Raw genomic sequence first — 21071 nt, 5'->3', positions numbered from 1 at the left:
TTTTGTATTATGAACTTTTAATCCGAAAGAGATTTTTCAACATTGATTATCGGATAAAGCTTTTCGTCAATTGACTTGATTTTCTCGATTGCACTCTGTTTAATCTGTCTTTCTGTAAGGTCAAGTCCATACGGAATAACCATATCAAAGACAACATTTGTATGCGTACTGCCCTTTACAATTCTGAAATCGTGGATTGAATACTCCGGATTAAGCTCACACAAGCCCTCCTCCACCTTCATTTTAAGTTCATTTGTGAACGCATCGTTTGAGGCAATCGGATCCATATGTATGGTTGCAAAACAGTTGTACCTGTTTTCAAGCTGTTTTTCCGTCAGGTCAATTGCGTCGTGAGCTTCAAGGATATCCTCGTCACACGGTACCTCTGCGTGGAGTGAAATAAAGCATCTGCCCGGACCGTAATCATGAATAATCAAATCGTGGATACCTACAATCATATCATTTTTCAACACTGTTTCCTTGATTTCATCAACAAATTCGGCATCTGGAGCTTTGCCGAGGAGCGGAGAGAGGCTCTCTCTGAATGTGCTGACACCCGTAAAAAGTATGAACAGCGAAACACACACGCCGAGCCAACCGTCAATCTGAACTCCTGTTGAGGCAGAAATAAGCAATCCGATTATTACAACCGAGGTTGCAATGCAGTCGGTCAGCGAGTCAAGCGCCGCCGCCTTGAGTGCGGTTGAATTTATCTTTCTCGACAATCCCGAATTAAAAAAGTACATCCATAATTTTACGAAAATTGACGCAATCATTATTGCGAGTGAAAGCGTTGAAAATGCCGTTTTATCCTCGGGAGTAATTATCTTTTCTATCGAACTTTTTATAAGCTCAACACCCATTAAAAGGATTACAACGGAAATTCCCAAGCCTGCCACATACTCATAACGACCGTGACCGAACGGATGCTCTCTGTCGGCAGGACGGCTTGCAAGCTTAAATCCGAGGAATGTAACAACCGAACTGCCTGCGTCCGAAAGGTTGTTGAGGGCGTCGGCAATGACGGAAACCGATGCCGAAACAATTCCGGCAAACAATTTTCCTCCGAACAGTAACAGGTTAAGAATTATTCCGCAAACACCCGAAAGGTTGCCATAGGCAGTTCTAACCTTTGGATTATCGCAATTGTCGCTGTCTTTAACGAACAGCTTTACAAGTAATTTTGTCAAATAAAACACCAACTAAAATTTATTTACAGCGAATCGTTTCGGCTGAAAACATCGGCAACCTCCGTAATTGAAATGTACGCTTTCTTGTCGATTTCACGCACAATTTCCTTCAGCTTGCCAATCTGGAAACGGTTGACAACAAAGTAAATCATCACCTTGTCCTTGCCTGAATATCCGCCCTGAGCCTGCATTACGGTAACGCCGCTTTGAAATTCCTCCGAAAGTGCGTTACAAATTTCATCGCAACGGCTTACAGACGCAATAATCGTTGCCGCCTTTGCCCTGTCAAAACCTTCAACAATAAAGTCAATCGTTTTAAGTGCGGCAAAATATGTAACAATCGAATAAAGCGGAAGAATCCAGCTTTGCAGAATGAAGCCGCATACAACATAAAGTACAATGTTGTACGCCATAACGAACGAGCCAACAGATACACCGATTTTTTTCGCAAAGATTACCGCCATAACCTCGATGCCGTCCATTGCACCGCCGAATTTGATTGCAAGACCGCTGCCTATACCCGAAATCACACCGCCGAACACGGCACAAAGGAGCAAATCGGTTCCTGCAAGCGGAGACGCCATACTGACATCAACGGGCAGAACATCGGTTATCAGCCATGAAACGAACGAATAAACTGCAACCGTATAAATTGCGTAAAATGTAAACTTCTTTCCCTGCTTTTTAAGTCCGAACAAAAACAGCGGCAGGTTAAAAATTATAAGAAAAAGTGAAAGCGACAGGCTTTCGGGTGTAAGTTGTGCGGCAAGCATAGCCGTACCTGAAATTCCGCTGTCGTAAAGGTTCACGGGATTAAGAAATATTGTAATTCCAAACGCATTGATAATTCCGGCAATTGTGAGAAAAAGCATATTTTTGATTTTGATTGTCTTTCTCGATCTTTGTAAAAGATTTTTCATTGTCATCATCCTTTGCGATAAATTTACATCCCCATCATTCACATAAGTATAGCCTAATTGTATCACAATAATGATATTTACGCAAGAAAAGCAAAAGGCACCGAAAAATCGGTGCCTTAATCAGCTTATTAATTATTCCTGAGAGTCAGCCTTGGCTTTCTCAATAATTTTTTGAGCAACATTTGCAGGAGTATCCTCATAGCGGACAAACGCAAATTCAAATGATCCTCTGCCCTGTGTTACCTGACGAATATAGGTTGCAAAGTCATCCATTTCTGCCATAGGAACTTCCGCCTCAACAATCTGCGTTCCGTTCTCACCCGGCTGCATACCGAGTACACGACCTCTGCGCTTGTTGACCTCGCCCATTACATCGCCCATATTTGCATCCGGAACATTGGCTTTAAGGCTTCCGATTGGCTCAAGAAGCGTCGGAGAGGCATTCGGAATACCGTTCTTATAAGCAAGAGATGCCGCTGTTTTGAATGACATTTCGGAGGAATCAACGGGATGATATGAACCGTCATAGAGAGTAGCCTTGATGCCTACCATCGGATAGCCTGCAAGAACACCCTTCTTGATTGAATCCTGAAGTCCCTTTTCAACGGCAGGGAAGAAATTTTTCGGAACTGCACCGCCGACAACTCTTTCGGCAAATACAAGACCGTCCGAATCACACGGCTCAAATTCAATCCACACATCACCGAACTGACCGTGACCGCCCGACTGCTTTTTATATCTGCCCTGTGCGGAAACCTTTTTGCGGATAGTTTCTCTGTATGCAATCTTTGGCTTTTTGAGGACTGCGTCAACATTATACTTTGTTTTAAGTCTTGAAATTACAACATCAAGATGCTGTTCGCCGAGTCCCGAAATTAACATTTCATGGGTTTCGTGGTTTGAAACGAGCTTGATTGTCGGATCTTCGTCTGCAAGCTTTGCAATGCCCTGGGCAACCTTATCCTCGTCACCCTTCTTTGCCGGATACACAGCCATTGTATATGATGATGACGGATAGTCGATTCCGTCAAGAACAACCTTTCTGAGAGGCGAACAGAGTGTGTCACCTGTCTTTGTTGATGCAAGCTTCGGGATTGCACCGATGTCACCCGCACCAATGTACGGAACATCCGACTGCTTTTTACCGCTTACGGAAAGCACCTTTGTAATTCTCTCCTGTGCGCCTGTACGCATATTGATGAGAGGAGCGTCCGAGCTTACCTTGCCCGAAACAACCTTTACATATGAAAGTCTGCCGATGAACGGGTCTGCAACCGTCTTGAATACGATTGCGGCAGCCGCACCGCTGTCATTAACCGAAACATCAACGGGTTCACCGTCAAGGTCAACACCGATTTCACCGCTCTTGTCAGCCGCTGACGGAGCAAGCCATGTAAGGCTGTTCAAAAGCTGATCAATTGCGAATGTATTATGAGCGTCACCGCAGAATACGGGGCAGATTGTGCCGTCCTTAACGCCCTGACTTACACCGAGAATGATTTCTTCGGGAGTAAACTCCTCACCCATAATAAACTTGTCAAGAAGTTCCTCGCTTGTTTCGGCAACAGCCTCCTTGATAGCCTCACGCAAGCCCTCAAGTCTGTCGCCCATATCAGGAAGCGCAGTCTGTTTTACACTGCCGTCTGTGCCGTACTCATAAGCCTTGTAATCAAACAAATTAACATAAGTGTTTGCCTGACCGTCAACAATGTACGGAACAACAACAGGACAAACAGACGGACCGAATGTAGCCTTCAAGCTCTCGAATACACGATAGAAACGGGCGCTTTCGTCGCAAAGACCGTTTACAAAGAACACCTTTGTAAGCCCTGCCTTTGTTGCCGCCTCAACTGCTTTTTCGGTACCTACACAGACACCGTCCTTGCCCGAAACAACGACGAGCGCTGTGTCAGCCGCTCTCATGCCCTCTGCAACACCGCCTGCAAAATCAAAAAGACCGGGGGTGTCGATTAGGTTGATTTTTGTATTTTTCCATTCAATCGGTGCAACCGCCGTCATAATTGAAGTCTGTCTTTTGATCTCCTCGCTGTCAAAATCAAGGACTGTGTTGCCGTCTGCAACCTTACCGAGTCTTTCGCTCATCTTTGAGAGATAGAGTATTGACTCCGCAACCGAGGTTTTGCCGCTGCCGCTGTGTCCTGCGAGGGCAATATTAAGAATTTTTTTAGCGTCGTATTGTTTCAAAAGTGAAATCCCCTTTCGTAAAATTTCTATTCTAATCAAGCTTATTTCGACAAAATTAAACAATAGTGTCAATTAATACGGAATTATTATAGCATATTTGTATAAAATAAACAACCGAATTATGGCAAAATAAAAAAATTCACCCTTTGCCCAAATGGACAAGGGATGAATTGTGCAACTTGCTTTTTTATTTTATGTTAAGCTGAAAAATATACAGATTTTTGCAAGGCCAATTGTGCATTTTAACGATTGGGTTTCCTGAAAAAACAATTTTTGACAAAAGGAAAGGCTCTCAAAACGAGAGCCTTGAAAACTTGATTATTCGAGAACCGCACCCTGTGCGCCTGATGTAACAAGCTTTGCATAACGAGCAAGGTAGCCTGTTGTAATCTTGGGCTGACGGGGCTTCCATTCTGCCTTACGCTTTGCAAGCTCTTCGTCAGAAACGAGGAGATTGATTGTGTTTGCAGGAATGTCGATTTCAATCATATCGCCCTCTTTAACAAGTGCAATCGGACCGCCGACTGCTGCCTCGGGAGATACATGACCGATAGCCGCACCTCTTGTTGCGCCTGAGAAACGACCGTCTGTGATAAGAGCAACACAGTTGCCGAGACCGCTGCCCATAATAGCGGAAGTCGGGTTGAGCATTTCTCTCATGCCCGGACCGCCCTTAGGACCTTCGTATCTGATAACAACAACCTCACCGGGATTGATTTTGCCGTCATAAATTGCACTGAGAGCGTCCTCTTCGCAGTCAAACACTCTTGCCGCACCCTTGTGGTGCATCATTTCCTCTGCAACGGCACTTCTCTTAACAACAGAACCGTCAGGAGCAAGGTTACCCTTGAGAACAGCAATACCGCCTGTCTTACTGTATGGATTTGTAACAGGGCGAATGATGTCCGTATCCTTGATTTCACAACCCTTAATGTTCTCGCCTACAGTCTTGCCTGTTGCCGTGATAAGGTCTGTGTCAAGAAGTCCAACCTTTGTAAGCTCGTTCATTACGGCATAAACACCGCCTGCTTCGTTAAGATCCTCCATATATGTGTGACCTGCAGGAGCAAGGTGACAAAGGTTAGGAGTCTTTTTGCTGATTTCATTGGCAATGTCAAGGTTAAGCTTAACACCTGCCTCTTTTGCGATTGCAGGGAGGTGGAGCATTGTATTTGTTGAACAGCCGAGAGCCATATCAACAGTAAGAGCATTCATAAATGCTTTTTCCGTGAGAATGTCACGAGGACGGATATCCTTTTCAAGGAGTTCCATAACCTTCATGCCGGCGTGCTTTGCAAGCTTGATTCTGTCTGAGTAAACAGCAGGAATTGTGCCGTTACCCTGAAGTCCCATACCGATTGCCTCGGTAAGACAGTTCATACTGTTGGCGGTGTACATACCCGAACATGAACCGCATGACGGACAAGCCTTGTTTTCAAACTCGGCAAGCTCTTCGGCAGTAATCTTGTTTGCCGTGTAAGCGCCGACTGCCTCAAACATACTCGAAAGACTTGTCTTTTTGCCCTTAACATGACCTGCAAGCATAGGACCGCCGCTTACGAAAACTGTCGGAACATTAATTCTTGCGGCAGCCATAAGCATACCCGGAACATTCTTGTCGCAGTTAGGAACCATTACAAGTGCGTCAAACGCATGAGCCTTTGCCATAGCCTCTGTTGAGTCTGCGATAAGCTCACGGGTTACAAGAGAATACTTCATTCCCTCATGTCCCATAGCAATACCGTCACAAACAGCGATTGCAGGGAATACAATCGGAACGCCACCTGCAAGAGCAACGCCCTGCTTAACGGCGTCAACAATCTTATCTATATTCATATGTCCCGGAACGATATCGTTCTTGGAACTTACAATACCGATAAAAGGTTTCTTAATTTCTTCTTCGGTAAGACCGAGAGCATTCAAAAGCGAACGCTGAGGTGCGGTACTTACGCCGTCCTTTATAACTGAACTTTTCATTGTAAACACCCTTTCCATAATTATCAAATCGGAACAAAATTCACATAAAGCCCTTCAATTGTTCCATAATAAAACACAGTGAAAATTTCTGTATCGTTAATCTTAATTTTAGCACATCGACTGTTCAAAATCAAGTAGAGAACCTATATTGCCAAAATCATTTATTGCGGCTCAATCGTTGATTATTCTGCCCTTTTCAACATTGGGCAGAATAAAGTTATCCCTTGAATATTCCCACAGCTTTTTTGAGCCGTCAGCAGTGTTTTTGTTGCGGTTAAGAATACTGTGCAGGTGAACAATATGCTCTACCCACGCCTTGCCGTCGGTTGCATCATTGAGCATGGCGGGCTGAATGTTGTCCATTGTGTGTGCAAACTTTGCTTCGGCTGTTTCACCGCTTTCAAATTCAAGCCACAGATTCATCATCTTTTCGCCCTGATCTTCCGGAAGAAGTCCGAAAATTCTTTTTGCGGCTTTCATTTCACGCTCTGCTTGAGTTTTCTTAGCTTCCTCATCATAGGCATATGTATCGCCTGCGTCAATCTCGACAATATCGTGAATCAGGAGCATTGTCATTGTTTTAAGCACATCAATTTCCGAATTTGCATATTCGGAAAGCATAACGGTCATTATCGCCATATGCCATGCGTGCTCGGCATCGTTTTCCTTTTTCCGAGCGTCGGAAAGGTAGGTTTGACGGATGATGAATTTTTCCTTATCAATTTCCTTTATAAAATCAAATTGCTTTTCAATTCTTGATTTCTCCATAATGTTCCCTCTTAAAATTCAGGCCTGCACATTGGCATAGTGCAGGCTTTATGTGATTATTTATTTACTACAGGAAGTTTGGTTTTATCGTATTCATCCAGTCTGTTGCCATAAAGGTAATAGTTCGTTTCTTTTACAACAACAGGTGAAAGCACAACTACGGCAATAAGGTTGGGAATTGACATAAGTGCATTGAAGATGTCAGCCATTGTCCAAACAAGATCGAGCTTGATAACAGGACCGATGAGAAGAATAAATACAAAGATCAGCTTGTAAGGAATCATACCGCCTCTGCCGAAAAGATATTCAACACAGCGTTCACCGTAGTATGACCAGCCGAGGATTGTTGAATATGCAAAAGCGGCAATACCGATAACAAGAATCGGTGTGCCGATTACGGGAATCTGCTGGAATGCTTTGTATGTAAGGTCGCCGCCGTCGGAAACATCGATTGCAGGATTTTTGATAATTGAGCTTACAAGCACAAGACCTGTCATAAGACAAACAACGACTGTGTCCCAAAAAGTACCCGTTGAAGAAATCATAGCCTGACGAACAGGGTTTCTTGTCTGAGCGGCAGAGGCAACTATCGGAGCAGAACCCATACCGGATTCGTTACTGAAAAGGCCTCTTGCAATACCGTAACGAGCGGCAAGCATAAGGCTTGAACCGAGAAAACCGCCTGCAACGGACTTGAGAGAAAATGCGTCCTGAAAAATCATTTCAAATGTCTTACCGAGAACATCAAAGTTCATGCCGAGGATAATAAGACAGCCGAGAACATAGAAAACAGCCATAAACGGTACAAGGAGTTCGCAAACTCTTGAGATTGACTTGATACCTCCGAAGATTACAACGGCTGTAATTGCAGCAACAAGAACACCTACAATAATCGAAATAACCGAAGCGTCCTGACCGAAAAGATTCACCGTACCAAGGTCAAATGTATTGTTCATAATGTTTGAAATTGCATTAACCTGAACACCCGAACCAATGCCGAAGGATGCAAGCAATGCAAAAAGTGCAAAAAGAACGGCGAGGATTTTGCCGAGTGTTTTAAACTTAAATCCTCTTTCAAGGGCATACATGGCACCGCCGAGCATTCTGCCGTCAGAGGTCTTTACACGATACTTTACACCGATGAGTGACTCGGAATACTTCGTTGCGATGCCGAAAACACCGGTGAGCCAGCACCAGAGAACCGCACCGGGTCCGCCGAGTGCAATTGCAGTACCTACGCCTATGATATTACCCGTGCCGATTGTTGAGGCAAGTGCTGTTGCAAGAGCCTGAAACGGGCTGATGTCACCGTCTGAATCGGGATCCTTTGTCACCGAAAGTTTGATTGCCTTAAAAGTTTTTCTCTGTACAAATTTTGTGCGAATTGTGAGGAAAATGTGAGTTCCGAGAAGAAGGATAATCATAAACCAACCCCACAGGAAGTCATTGAAGCTATTCATCACAGCTGAAATCGCATCCCACATATTGTACGCCTCCTTGTTTTAGTATAGACCTACCCTGTTTAATATACAAAAGCAAAACCTGCTTTATGTTCGTTAATGTTTTTTACAAAAATCGTTTTACATCAATAAGGTTGTCTGCAACTCCGTAAAGAAGGGGAATTGCCTCTGAACTCGGACGGTCAAGGTCGGGAACCATAACCGTTTTACACCCTGCCGAGCTTGCCGACTTTATGCCGTTGAGCGAGTCCTCAAGTGCAATGCAGTTTTCGGGAGCAAGTCCGAGTTTTTCTGCGGCATAAAGATAAATGTCGGGTTCGGGCTTTCCTTTTGCAACCATTGACGCACAAACTATTTCGTCAAAATAATCGTAAAGACCGAGAGCCGAAAGATATTTTTTTGTTCTCTCCGGAGCGGTTGCGGTTGCAAGGGCAACCCTGTAGCCGTTCTGCTTTAAAAAGCCGAGAAATTCAGCGGCACCGGGCTTTGATTCAATGCCGTTTTCCGAGATGAACTTATCCATAAGCTCAATTCTTTTATCGTGAACCTTGCGGTAGTCAAAATCCTCTCCGAAAAAGCCCTTTAATTTTGCAATTGCAAACGGGCGAGCCATTGAACGAATACTGAGTGCGTGGTGCGTTTCCATAGGATAGCCGTAAAAATTGGCCGCCTCACACCAAAAACGGACATACAGCTTTTCTGTGTCAAGAATGACACCGTCCATATCGGAAATAATACCTTTTATATCAGGATTCATATTTTACCTCCCGATTTTTTTAGATTCATATTTACAAACGCAATTCCGAGTGAAATCAGAATAAGCGAGATAAGCGTTTCGATTCTGAAAACATTTTCACCGAGCATAAGCCCCGACAAAACTGTTCCGAACACGGGAACAAGCAGATTGAAAACAGAAATTCTGCTTGCATCATGAAATTTGAGAAGTGCTGTCCACAGCGAAAATGCCGCCGCTGATACGAACGCAAGCCAGAGTAACACGGAAACACTTTCAACATTTATCAAACCAATACTGCCACCGCAGCATATGCCCGACACAAGCAATATAAAACCGCCTGTTAAAAGCTGAAAAGCGGTTACAGGAAATGGATCTCGTCCTGTTGTGACTTTTTTCGCCACAATGTTGCCCGCCGCCGCAGAAATTGTTGAAAAGAGAATCATCATATCACCGAACCAAGTGTCCGTGCTGACAGTTCCGCCGAAATTGATTGCGATAATTCCGCCGAATCCGAGAATACAACCGATAATCTTCATCAGCGTGAGCCTGTCGTTTTTGAAAAACAACGGCACGAAAAGTACGGTAAAGAACGACGCACAAGCCGTTATTATAGAGGTGTTCGTTCCGCTTGTAAAACCGATTCCGATGTATGTAAAAATATACTGCAATCCTGTCTGCACCACTCCGAGTGAACAGACGGGCAGTATATCTTTTTTTGAAAGCGTCGGCGGTTTTCTTTTTGATATCCACAAAAAGAGAAACACCATAAATCCCGCCAACATAAACCGCATTCCTGCAAAAATCAGCTTTGAGCCGATATCCGACTCCTCAATCTCAAAAGCAGAGTAGCCGACCTTTATAAACGGAAAAGCCGTTCCCCACAAAAGTGTGCAGAAAATTGCTGTTAAATATGCTATTTTTTTATTTTGTAACAGTTTCATTTTATTCATCCGGAAAAATTAACAATATCAGGTATAGTATACCATAAAAATCAGAAAAAGAAAACCTTACAATTTCAAAAATTTGTTTATTCCGTAAACAGAATTTGCACCGTCACAACAGGCGGTTATAATTTGTCGCAGATTTTTTGTGCGGATATCCCCTGCAACAAAAATTCCCGACACGGATGTCTGACAGGTTTCATCGGCAATCACATATCCGTTGTCATCAGTTTTTACAAAACCCTTGACACATTCGGTTCTCGGTTCAAGACCTACCGCAACAAAAACTCCGTCAGTTTTCAGAATTTTCTCATTATCAAGCGTAACCGATTTAACCTTTTCGTCACCGTCAATTTTCACAACATTGGTGTTGTAAAGAATTTTGACATTGCCCGATTTTTCAAGCTTTTGCACAAGCACTCTGTCGGCTTTTAATGCATCGCCCCTGTGAATAAGAAAAACCCGTTTGCATATATGAGAAAGATAGGTTGCCTCGGTAACGGCGGTGTTTCCTCCGCCGATTACCGCCACTGTTTTGTCTTTGAAAAAATAGCCGTCACACACAGCACAATAGCTTACTCCTCTGCCCTCAAACTTATTTTCGCCGTCAATTCCCAATTTTTTATGGGTTGCGCCCATGCAGAGAATAACAGATTTTGTCTTGACCTCGCTGTCGGAACATTCAAGGATAAAACCGTCATAATTTTTTCTTATGCCGACGAGGGATTGTCTGACAAAATTTGCACCGAATGACTTTGCGTGTGAATAAAAGTGCTGAATGAGGTCAAAGCCTGCAATATCGCTGAAGCCCGTGTAGTTTTCAACCGCATCCGTGAGGGCAATTGAACTGCCCTCGGGTGATGACGGATCAAGCACAATGCAGTCAAGTCCGCTCCGAGAGGCATAGAGTGCCGCCGTAAGTCCTGCCGCACCTCCGCCGACAATTACAAGGTCATACAAAACTCTCACCCGTTTTTTCGGAGATTGCGGAGATTATCCGTTCTTCGGTCTGAACCCCCGACATACGCAAAATTTCGTTGCCGTCTTTAAAGAGCAAAAGTGCAGGAATTCCCGATACACCGTAGCGTTCTGTCAATTCGGGATTTTCGTCAACATTGACCTTGACGGTTTCAAAATATGCTTTGTATTTGTCACCGATTTCTTCGATTACAGGCGAAAGCATTCTACACGGTGAACACCATTCGGCATAAAAATCGGCAAGCACCGGCTTTGATGATTTTATTAAGCTTTCAAATTCATTTTTCCGTATGTTTTGAATCACAATATCACTCCGTAAATCGTTTTTACTATTGTTCCCGATTTAAGGGTAATTATTATATCTTTGTCTGCACATTCAAATTATGTGTAACGGCAAACCGATTTTATTGTAAAAAGGCGAAAAAAGCCCCCTCGAAAAATCGAGAGGACTTTAAATTTTTTAATTTTCGCAAATTGCAATAGCAACAAATATTTTTGACAATTTTTGTATTGATTTATTTTAAGGCAAATATCATTCAAATATCATTCAAAATACAAATTTCTCAAAGCCGAAATTTCTTTGGCATAACCGTCAAGCTCGTTCGGGGTTTCAAGGAAAAACGGAAGATTTCGCAAATTTTCATTATTTATAATTTTTCCGAACGCATCAATTCCGATGTAGCCCTCGCCTATTTTCTGATGTCTGTCCTTGTGGTTGCCGATAGGATTCATACTGTCATTGAGATGAATTGCCTTGAGTCTTTCAAGCCCGATTACACGATCAAATTCTTCAAGAACTCCGTCAAGATTATTCACAATGTCATAACCGGCGTCAAAAACATGGCAGGTATCAAGGCAGACACCGATTTTATCGTTTCGCTCCACACGGTCGATAATCATACGCAGTTCTTCAAAGGTTCTGCCGACCTCCGTGCCTTTGCCCGCCATTGTTTCAAGCAATACCGTTGTTGTCATATCATCGAACATTGCAGTATTCAACGCTGTGCCGATTTGCTCAACCGCAGCTTTAACGCCCTGTCCCGTGTGACTGCCGGGGTGAAAGTTATAAAGATTATTCGGGAGATATTCCATTCGTTTTAAATCATCCGTAAGCGTGTTCAGAGCAAATTCACGGATTTCGGGTTTTGCCGAACAGAGGTTCATTGTGTATGGTGCATGGGCAAGAATTTTTGCAAAATTATTTTCCGTCATAAGTTTTATAAGTGCATTGACATCTTCGATATCAATTTTTCTTGCAGATCCGCCACGAGGGTTGCGTGTAAAAAATTGAAATGTGTTTGCTCCGATTGAAAGTGCATCTCTGCCGATTGCGTAAAAACCTTTTGATATTGAAAGATGAGAGCCGATATTAAGCATATTTTCTCCTTTTGCGTTAATTTATTTGCAGTAAGAGGTTTATCGTAAAGAAAAAAGCCTTTCTGTCAAAAGACAAAAAGGCTTTAGTTGGTCGGGATGACAAGACTTGAACTTGCGACTCCACGCCCCCCAGACGTGTGCGCTACCAAACTGCGCTACATCCCGTTGCAACATTAATATTTTAACAAACACTGCGAGCGTTGTCAAGATGTTTTAAAAACTTTTTGAATATTTTTGCACCATGAGTTAAAAAAGCAAAACGGACACTGCCGATTGACAGTGTCCGAAAAATGCTTAATCAAAGATTAATTCGTTAAAATCAGTCTTCTTTCTTCTTTCTTGCAAGGAACATAACGCCTGCTGCTGAAACCATAAGACCTGCCATTACGAAAACGATAGTTGTTTCAACACCTGACTTAACTGCACCTGTGCTTGAAGAACCTGAACCTGATGAGCTTGAGCCACCGTTGCTTGAAGAAGAACTTGAACCGTTGCTTGAGCTGCCGGCTGCTGCCTTAGCACCTGTCTTCTTAGCGTTGTCGAGCTGAGTCTTGTCAACCTTTTTACCTGTTGTAGGATCTGTGCAACCTGCGAGAATCTTCTCAACTGCAGGAGCAATCGTATCCTTATCAGGGTTGTTTGTAGCGTTGAGCCTATCTGTTACAGCACCCATAACCTGTGTTGGACTAACCTTGAGTTCGTCAAGAAGTTTCTGTGTAAAACTTGTCTTAGCCTCATCATTGTAGTAAGCGACGAGGTATGTAGCCAACAATGTTGCATCTGATTCGCCCTCAGGGAAAGCAGAACCGATGATGTTACCTGTTGATGTAATCTTCTTTTCAGGACCGCAGTCTGAGTTGTTTTCCCACTTAGCTTCGTTTGCCTTCTTTTCTGAATCCTCAGGGTTTTCAAGCTGATTACCTGTGCAATAAAGTGTGTCACCGATGCACTTGCCGCTCATGATAGCGTTGTATGACTGCATACCTGTGTTAGCACTAAAGATTACACAGTAAACTCTTCCGTCTGACTTAGAGATTGTGTTACCTGTCATTGAAAGATCATATGTAGCGATACCTGTTGAAGCGTCGTACTTACATTTTTCTTTCTTTGACTGCCAAGCCGGCCAATCGCCTGAACCGTCAGCTTTCCAAATATGACAGAATACTGTCTTAACATTGTTCCAGCCTGACTTCTTAACATCAAACTTAACAACATTGCCTGCTTCAACTTCTGAAGAAGCGTCAGCTGAAACCTCTGATGAACCGTCGGCTGAAACCTCGCCTGACTGATCTGCTGCAGCAACAGCAGCGTCATCCTCTGCTTCTGCAGCGCTAGCTGTGATGGCAGCTGAACTGCACATTACTGCTGCTGCAAGAAAAAGACCTGCAATTTTCTTGAACATTTTTAATCTCCTCCTAAAATTGTTCATAAATATCCAAGATAGATTTTCATATCTTAGTATTGCTTATTATACTATAAAAATAACAAAACTGCAATAGTTTTGGTTTAAAACCGTTTTTGTTAATTGCACAAGATTTTATGTAACCGTTTGGCTATTTTCCACAATTCAACCGGCAAGTAAGCCATAAATACACATTAAACGATTATTTTAACATTGCATAAACAGTTTCTTTTACGCTGTCAAGAGCCTCTGAAATCTTCTCAGGCTGTTTAGCACCTGCCATAGCCATATCGGGCTTTCCGCCTCCGTTGCCTCCGGCCTTCTGAGCAACAGCCTTTATGATTTTGCCTGCATTTGCACCGAGAGCAAGAGCCTCTTTACCGCAGGCTGCGGCAAATGTCACCTTGCCGTCATTTTCAGTTGCAAGAACACATACGCACTTCGGGGCAAAATCTCTTGCCTTTTCGCACATTGTGCGAAGAATGTCGGCATTAGCCTTGTCAATTCTGCCTGTTACCACTCTTACACCGTTTTCCTCCGTTGTGCCTGCAAAAAGCTGACCGATCTGAGCAACGGCAAGCTTTGAATTAAGCTCGTTGATTTCTCTCTGCTGTTCCTTGATAAGCTGTTCAGCCTTCTGAACACCCTCAACAACTGCCTTTGGATTTGCAATTTTGAGTAATGAGCAAACATCCATAATAACAGCGCTCATACCGTTGATGTACTTGAGAACGCCCATACCTGTGAGAGCCTCAATTCTTCTTACACCTGCGGCAACCGAGCCCTCCTGTCTGATTCTGAAAAGACCGAGGTTTGCGGTATTCTTTACATGTGTACCGCCACAGAATTCAACAGAGAAGTCGCCTGCGCTTACAACACGGACAACATCGCCGTACTTTTCACCGAAGAGTGCCATTGCGCCGAGCTTTTTAGCCTCTTCAATAGGCATTTCCCGTGTCGTAACGGGGATTGCCTCAAGAATCTTTTTATTTACAAGATTCTGAACCTCAATGAGCTCCTTTGCCGTGAGAGCCTCAAAGTGAGTAAAGTCAAAACGGAAGTAATCGTCTGAAACAAGCTGACCTGCCTGCTGAACATGGTTGCCGAGAACCTCACGGAGAGCCGACTGAAGGAGGTGAGCCGCTGTGTGGTTTCTTGTGATATCCGCACGGCGCTCTTCATCAACAGCAGTTGAAACCTCTGCACCTACATTGATGCTGCCGCTCTTTACTGTACAAGCATGAAGGTAAATTGTGCCTGACGGATTCTTTGTTGTGTTGTCAACATCAGCTGAAAAACTGCCGGACTCCATAACACCTGTGTCGCCAACCTGACCGCCGCCTTCTCCGTAGAACGGAGTTTTATCGAGAACGATGATAGCATTTTCGCCCTCACCGATACTGTCAACTCTCACACCGTCCTTAACGATTGCAAGAACCTTTGAAGTTGACTTGAGGTCTGTGTAACCTACGAATTCTGTATTTGCAACATCCGAAAGGTCTGTTGTGTCAGAAATCCAAGCGTCTGCACCGGCGTTCTTTCTTGCGTCACGGGAACGCTTTTTCTGCTCCTTCATAAGCTCACGGAAACGCTCAACATCAACCTTAATGCCTTTTTCGGAAAGAATTTCTTTTGTAAGGTCAATCGGGAAACCGTAAGTATCGTTAAGCTTAAAAGCGTCCTCACCGCTGAGAACCTTAACATCTTCGCTGTCCATAATGCCGTTGAGCATCTTAAAGCCCTGATCAATTGTCTTGGCAAAGCTTTCTTCCTCAACCTTGATAACCTTTGTAATGAACTCCTGCTTTTCCTTGAGTTCGGGATAAGCTGTAAGATTTTCCTTGATAACCGTATCGCAAACCTTATAGAGGAAAGGCTCGTTGTAACCGAGAAGTCTGCCGTGACGAGCGGCTCTTCTGAGCAAACGGCGGAGCACATAGCCCTTGCCCTCGTTTGACGGAAGAACACCGTCACCAATCATAAATGTTGTACTGCGGATATGGTCTGTGATAACACGAAGCGAAACATCGCTCTTTTCATTTTTGCCGTACTCAACACCTGTAATCTGTGAGATGTGTTTCATAATGTTCTGAATTGTGTCAACGAGGAAAAGGTTGTCAACACCCTGCATAACACAGGCAAGTCTTTCAAGGCCCATACCTGTATCAATGTTCGGATGTTCAAGAGGAGTGTAGTTACCTTTGCCGTCACTCTCAAACTGAGTAAATACAAGGTTCCAAACCTCAACAAAACGGTCACATTCACAGCCTACATGACAGTCGGGTCTGCCGCAGCCCTTTTCGTCACCACGGTCAAAGTAGATTTCGGAGCACGGACCGCAGGGGCCTGAACCGTGTTCCCAGAAGTTATCTTCCTTGCCGAGTCTTACCATATGTGACGGATCAACGCCGACTTCTTTTGTCCAAATGTCAAAAGCCTCGTCATCGTCCTCATAGATTGAAACATAGAGCTTTTCGGGAGGCATTTCAAGAACCTTTGTAAAGAATTCCCATGCCCATGCTGTAGCCTCGTGCTTAAAATAGTCGCCGAATGAGAAGTTACCGAGCATTTCAAAGAATGTACCGTGACGGGCTGTGATGCCGACACGCTCAATGTCGGGAGTACGGATACATTTCTGACAGGTTGTAACACGCTTGCGAGGAGGTGTTACCTCACCTGTAAAATATTTTTTCATAGGAGCCATACCGCTGTTGATAAGCAGAAGGCTGTTGTCGTCCTTTGGAACAAGCGAAAAGCTGGGGAGTCTTAAACAACCCTTTGATTCAAAGAATTCAAGGAACTTTTCTCTTAATTCGTTAAGTCCTGTCCACTTCATAAAAAATCTCTCCTTATACAAATTCACAGGGGAATACAATATTCGTTCAAATTTGTTTAAAGTATGCTACCGAGCAAAATAAAAAATCCCATTGTATAAAAATACAATGGGACAGGAATATCCTGCGGTACCACCCAAATTGACGCCAAGCGTCCGCTTTGAGTAATCGTCATATAGATTACATTTCCTTAACGCAGAAATACGCTGTGCTTAATCACACAGAGCTCAGGGGTAGCGCACCGAAACTTCACATAAAAGCCTTGCACCAAAACGGCTTTCTCTCTGAAATGCTGACATCTCGGTTAATCCCGTCACAGCCGAATATTGTAATTCAATTGTAGCAAATAATTTAAATCGGAGCAACACTCTGCTTTGCTTGCAAGGAGCAGAGTTTGCGACAGATTGCAATCAAGTGCATAGGAGCGTCAGCTCCTCAGTATTTCAGCGAGAGATTCGCTCACGCTGAAAGGCTGAATTGTTCCCCACCGTTTTTAAGGTGGGGAACATCAGTACTTAGATTATAAAACTGTTTCTTTGTGTTGTCAATAGCAAAATTCGGGATTAATCACGCTTTTTTCTGATAACCGAGCCTGACGGAACGGGAGCGTTGCATTTCATTGTAAGTCTTTGCATCGGGTGCGGCGCACTTTCAACGGGCATACCCTCGTCGGTTGTAAGTGATTCACACTTGATTTCAAACGGCACTCCGCTTGGCGGAAGTACATCAAGTGTGTCGCCCACATAGAATTTGTTGCGCTGAGTGATCACTGCGGTTGTGTCGTCCACAAGCTCTTCACACAATGCAACATTGTCATAATGACGGATATATCCTCCGTTGCCCGTAACCTGACCGGGTTCTCTGCCGAAATAGAAGCCTGTGTTGTACTCACGGTGGCTGATTTTTTCAAGTTCTTCCCTTATCCACGGTTTGAGAACATAATCGTCACCCTCTGCAAAATAATCGTCAACAGCGTGACGGTAAGCGTTTGTTGTAACAGCGACATAGTAAGCCGACTTTGCTCTGCCCTCAATCTTAAAGCTTGAAACACCTGCCTTTACAAGCTCGGGGATATGCTCAATCATACAGAGATCTCTTGAATTGTAGAGATATGTGCCGTCACCTGTTTCTTCAACAGGAAAATACTGTCCCTGACGGTTTTCTTCGTAAAGATGATACTTCCAGCGACACGGCTGAGCGCAGTCGCCGTGGTTCGCATCTCTGCCTGTCATATAGCTTGAAATAAGGCATCTGCCTGAAAATGAAACGCACATTGCACCGTGTACAAAGCATTCAATTTCAAGCTCTTTCGGAACTTTTGCACGCATTTCGGCAATTTCATCAAGCGGAATTTCTCTTGCAAGCACAACCCTTGACGCACCCATATTGTAAAGCACATTTGCCGCCGCATAGTTTGTTACTCCCGCCTGAGTCGAAATGTGGCGCTGAACCTTTGGCGCATACTTTTTAGCCGCCTCAAAAACACCGAGGTCGGCAATTATGAACGCATCAACTCCGCAAGCCTGAGCATTTTCCATAAATTCCTGAAGATGAGGAATTTCATTATTGCGTGGAAGTGTGTTGCAGGTCACATGGATTCTTGCACCCTTTGCGTGGGCAAGGTCACAAGCTTTTTTGAGCTGATCGTTATCAAAATTCTGCGGTGCTGAACGCATTCCGAACATTTTTCCTGCAAGAAAAACTGCATCTGCGCCAAAGTTTAAAGCGGATTTAAGGCAATCCATATCACCTGCCGGTGACAAAATTTCGGGTTTTTCAAAATTAGTTATCATAGCTTTCAATATACTCCAGATTTGCGTTTTGCTGTTCAAGTGTTGATGCGTAATAAGCCTGTCCCTTGCTGTCATGACAGAAGAAGTAATAATCCGAGCTGTTCGGATTGAGTGCGGCAATTATCGCATCCATACCGGGATTGCAGATAGGACCATAAGGAAGTCCCTTCCTGTCATATGTATCATATCTGCTCTTGTAGGTGCTTCTGTCATTTTCGGGAACATCTTCAAGACTTCTGTACGGATAGAACTTTGTTGAATCAAGACCGAGGCTTGACACACCGAGACTGCTGTCGGCTGTAAGACGGTTGTGTAGAATTGAAGAAATGTAGTACATATCCTCTTTGTCAGCCGCCTCTGCCTGAATGATAGATGCGATTGTCATAACCTGATCAAGCGAATACTTTGTGTCGCTCTCTTCAACCATTTTCAAAACTGTTGTTTTCTTTGAATATCCGTCAACAGTCTGCTTTTCGTTAATCTTTGTTTCGTAGTTGTTGAGAAATTTGTAGATTACGGATTCTGCATTTTCATTTCTGTAGAATTCGTAGGTATCCGGATAGAGATAGCCCTCAAGCTTGTAGTAACGCTTGTCCGCATTTGTTTCAGCCTTGATAAAGTCAAAGTCGCTGTCAAACTTTTCGGAATTGCAAAGCGAAAGAAACTCGTCCCTGTCGCCCAAAGCACCGTTCTTTTCAAGAGTGTTGGCAATTTCAAGAACGCTTTCACCCTCGGTAATTGTAACGGAAACCGTGTCGGTTCTGTTGTTGTTACTCGAAAGGAAGTTGATGATTGCCTCGTAGTCCATATTTCTGCGAATTTCATATGTACCCTGAGTAAAATCATCGGCAGACTTTGTGACATTGACAAAAAGCTTGAAATATGACGGCTCACCGATTACTTTATTGTCAACAAGTACCTTTGTAACATCGTCAACAGTCGGATTTTCGGGGATTTCAATTTTCACGGTTGATGAGTCGGTTCTGTTCACGGCAAGCAAATCGTTCATGCCTGTTATCATATATACAGCCGCCATTGCTCCGACAATTAAAACCGAGATAATCCAGATAAAGCGGAAGGTTCTGCGATTATACTTGTTCTTTGCTTTAAGAGCCTTTTTTTCTTCCTTTTTCTTCTGCTTTAAAACCTGCTTTGATTCACGGGCCATTTGCTTTTTGACATCCTGACCGCTGTATGAATTAAGGTTTGACGGTTCATCCTCAGACTTGACGAAATTATCGTCCTCATACTCGCTTTCATCAATATTAAGTTTAAAGTTTTCAGCTCTTCTGCGACGCTGAGCGTTAAGCTCCTGTTCGCTCATATTAAAATTATCAGGGTTCATAATGTATCATTCCTTTACAAACTCGTTATTTGTTCGGTTGGTATATTTTTCGGTAATCACGGCGTCAACGGGGCGGTCGAACACTCCCGAGGGCAGAGTATGCTCTATACATTTGGAGTAGCAAAGCCCAACGCTTGTTCCCGAAAAATTCTGTAAAAATCTGTCGTAGTAACCCTTGCCGAATCCAAGGCGGAATCCCTGCATATCAAAGCAAAGTCCCGGAACGAGACAGAGTCCGTGTGAGAAATCCTCGTACTTTTCGCAAACCTCGGGGTTTGGTTCCATGATTGAGAACGCACCCTTTTCAAGCTGAGAAAGTGAATTTACAAGGTAAAAATCCATTTCGCCGAAATTATTTTTACACTTTGGCAAAGCCAGCCTTTTGCCGTCTTTCAGCGTTGTTTCAAGAATAAGCGAGGTGTCAACCTCAATCGGTGATGAAACAAAGGCAAAAAGCACATCACAGTTTTTGTATTCCTCACTTGCCAGAAAAGCGTTCTGCAAGGCGAGGTCAAGCTGTTGCTTTTTTTCGGGAGGACAGCTTTTTCGGATTTTTTTATATTTTGCACGGAGCTGACTTTTCAGCTCACGAACATTTTTCACAGGCATTGCATATCACCGATAACCTTGTCGGCGGCATCCTTTGATACTGCGAGAGAAACAATTGCGTGACCGAATTCAATTGCACAGCCTGCGCCCTTTGCGGTAATAATATTGCCGTCCGTTACGGTGTGAGTGCCTGTATAGTCTGCACCCTTGAGTTCCTTTTCAAAGCCCGGAAAACAGGTTGCCTTTTTGCTGTCAAGGATTCCGAGATGACCGAGAATTGACGGAGCGGCACAGATTGCGGCAACGATTTTGCCGTTTTCACAGCTATACTTAACAGCCTCAAGAACCTTTTCGTTTGCCTCAAGATTGAGAGTTCCTGGCATACCGCCTGGGAGTACAACACCCTGAACATCGTCAAGGTCAATATTATCAATTGTGATATCGGCTTTGACAGGCACACCGTGTGAGCTTGTAACACATTCGCCTGTTACACCGACTGTTTTAACATCAAGCTTTGCCCTGCGCATTACATCAACGGGGGCAAGCGCCTCTGTTTCTTCAAAGCCTTCTGCAAGAAATACATAGAACATAGTAAA

At 43.8% G+C, this 21071-nt stretch carries 17 protein-coding genes and 1 tRNA gene; all 18 read right to left on the bottom strand.

Annotation, left to right across the window (positions count from 1 at the left end; genetic code table 11):
- Positions 1–17: 17 nt before the first annotated feature.
- Positions 18–1190, bottom strand: coding sequence for a cation diffusion facilitator family transporter (locus WMO31_RS05920; RefSeq protein WP_101105920.1), 1173 nt, complete (start codon positions 1188–1190; stop codon positions 18–20).
- Positions 1191–1213: 23 nt separating this feature from the next.
- A complete protein-coding gene (locus tag WMO31_RS05915) occupies positions 1214–2110 on the bottom strand; it encodes a YitT family protein (RefSeq protein ID WP_015523304.1) in 897 nt (298 codons plus the stop codon).
- 132 nt (positions 2111–2242) lie between these two features.
- The gene (locus WMO31_RS05910; RefSeq protein ID WP_367999368.1) at positions 2243–4315 is read right to left on the bottom strand and encodes an elongation factor G; all 2073 of its coding nucleotides are present in this window, start codon (positions 4313–4315) and stop codon (positions 2243–2245) included.
- 318 nt (positions 4316–4633) lie between these two features.
- Positions 4634–6292 carry a dihydroxy-acid dehydratase gene (gene ilvD / locus WMO31_RS05905; protein ID WP_015523303.1) on the bottom strand — a complete coding sequence of 553 codons (1659 nt, stop codon included), beginning with the start codon at positions 6290–6292 and terminating at the stop codon, positions 4634–4636.
- Positions 6293–6463: 171 nt separating this feature from the next.
- Entirely contained in the window at positions 6464–7060 is a 597-nt protein-coding gene (locus tag WMO31_RS05900; RefSeq protein ID WP_367999367.1) for an HD domain-containing protein, read from the bottom strand.
- A gap of 56 nt (positions 7061–7116) precedes the next feature.
- Complete coding sequence (locus WMO31_RS05895; protein ID WP_015523301.1) at positions 7117–8544, bottom strand: alanine/glycine:cation symporter family protein; 1428 nt, start codon at positions 8542–8544, stop codon at positions 7117–7119.
- A gap of 82 nt (positions 8545–8626) precedes the next feature.
- Positions 8627–9277: an HAD family hydrolase gene (locus tag WMO31_RS05890; RefSeq protein WP_303675524.1), complete on the bottom strand. Its 651-nt coding sequence runs from the start codon at positions 9275–9277 to the stop codon at positions 8627–8629.
- Complete coding sequence (locus tag WMO31_RS05885; protein ID WP_021882741.1) at positions 9274–10197, bottom strand: DMT family transporter; 924 nt, start codon at positions 10195–10197, stop codon at positions 9274–9276. The genes WMO31_RS05890 and WMO31_RS05885 overlap by 4 nt, the downstream gene beginning before the upstream one ends.
- 66 nt (positions 10198–10263) lie before the next feature.
- The gene (locus WMO31_RS05880) at positions 10264–11157 is read right to left on the bottom strand and encodes an NAD(P)/FAD-dependent oxidoreductase (RefSeq protein ID WP_046432830.1); all 894 of its coding nucleotides are present in this window, start codon (positions 11155–11157) and stop codon (positions 10264–10266) included.
- Positions 11150–11479 (bottom strand): thioredoxin, encoded by a 330-nt coding sequence (gene trxA / locus WMO31_RS05875; RefSeq protein ID WP_021882743.1) that lies wholly within the window; start codon positions 11477–11479, stop codon positions 11150–11152. The genes WMO31_RS05880 and trxA overlap by 8 nt, the downstream gene beginning before the upstream one ends.
- 239 nt (positions 11480–11718) lie before the next feature.
- Positions 11719–12552, bottom strand: a complete 834-nt coding sequence (locus WMO31_RS05870; RefSeq protein ID WP_367999366.1) for a deoxyribonuclease IV — start codon at positions 12550–12552, stop codon at positions 11719–11721.
- Between the two features lie 88 nt (positions 12553–12640).
- Positions 12641–12717, bottom strand: a tRNA-Pro gene (locus WMO31_RS05865).
- 154 nt (positions 12718–12871) lie between these two features.
- The gene (locus WMO31_RS05860) at positions 12872–13954 is read right to left on the bottom strand and encodes an LPXTG cell wall anchor domain-containing protein (protein ID WP_303675527.1); all 1083 of its coding nucleotides are present in this window, start codon (positions 13952–13954) and stop codon (positions 12872–12874) included.
- A gap of 202 nt (positions 13955–14156) precedes the next feature.
- The gene (gene alaS / locus WMO31_RS05855) at positions 14157–16790 is read right to left on the bottom strand and encodes an alanine--tRNA ligase (RefSeq protein WP_117966060.1); all 2634 of its coding nucleotides are present in this window, start codon (positions 16788–16790) and stop codon (positions 14157–14159) included.
- Positions 16791–17351: 561 nt separating this feature from the next.
- Positions 17352–18581, bottom strand: coding sequence for a peptidase U32 family protein (locus WMO31_RS05850; RefSeq protein ID WP_015523295.1), 1230 nt, complete (start codon positions 18579–18581; stop codon positions 17352–17354).
- The gene (mltG, locus tag WMO31_RS05845) at positions 18571–19926 is read right to left on the bottom strand and encodes an endolytic transglycosylase MltG (RefSeq protein WP_117837786.1); all 1356 of its coding nucleotides are present in this window, start codon (positions 19924–19926) and stop codon (positions 18571–18573) included. Before mltG ends, WMO31_RS05850 begins: the two co-directional genes overlap by 11 nt.
- A gap of 6 nt (positions 19927–19932) precedes the next feature.
- The gene (locus tag WMO31_RS05840; RefSeq protein ID WP_117971526.1) at positions 19933–20535 is read right to left on the bottom strand and encodes a 5-formyltetrahydrofolate cyclo-ligase; all 603 of its coding nucleotides are present in this window, start codon (positions 20533–20535) and stop codon (positions 19933–19935) included.
- Positions 20526–21065 (bottom strand): DJ-1 family glyoxalase III, encoded by a 540-nt coding sequence (locus tag WMO31_RS05835; RefSeq protein ID WP_117948857.1) that lies wholly within the window; start codon positions 21063–21065, stop codon positions 20526–20528. The genes WMO31_RS05840 and WMO31_RS05835 overlap by 10 nt, the downstream gene beginning before the upstream one ends.
- Positions 21066–21071 lie beyond the last annotated feature (6 nt).

Origin of the sequence: Ruminococcoides intestinale, from assembly GCF_040095935.1 — a bacterium.
Taxonomy (GTDB): domain Bacteria; phylum Bacillota; class Clostridia; order Oscillospirales; family Acutalibacteraceae; genus Ruminococcoides; species Ruminococcoides intestinale.
This window is presented reverse-complemented; position numbering and strand designations above follow the sequence as displayed.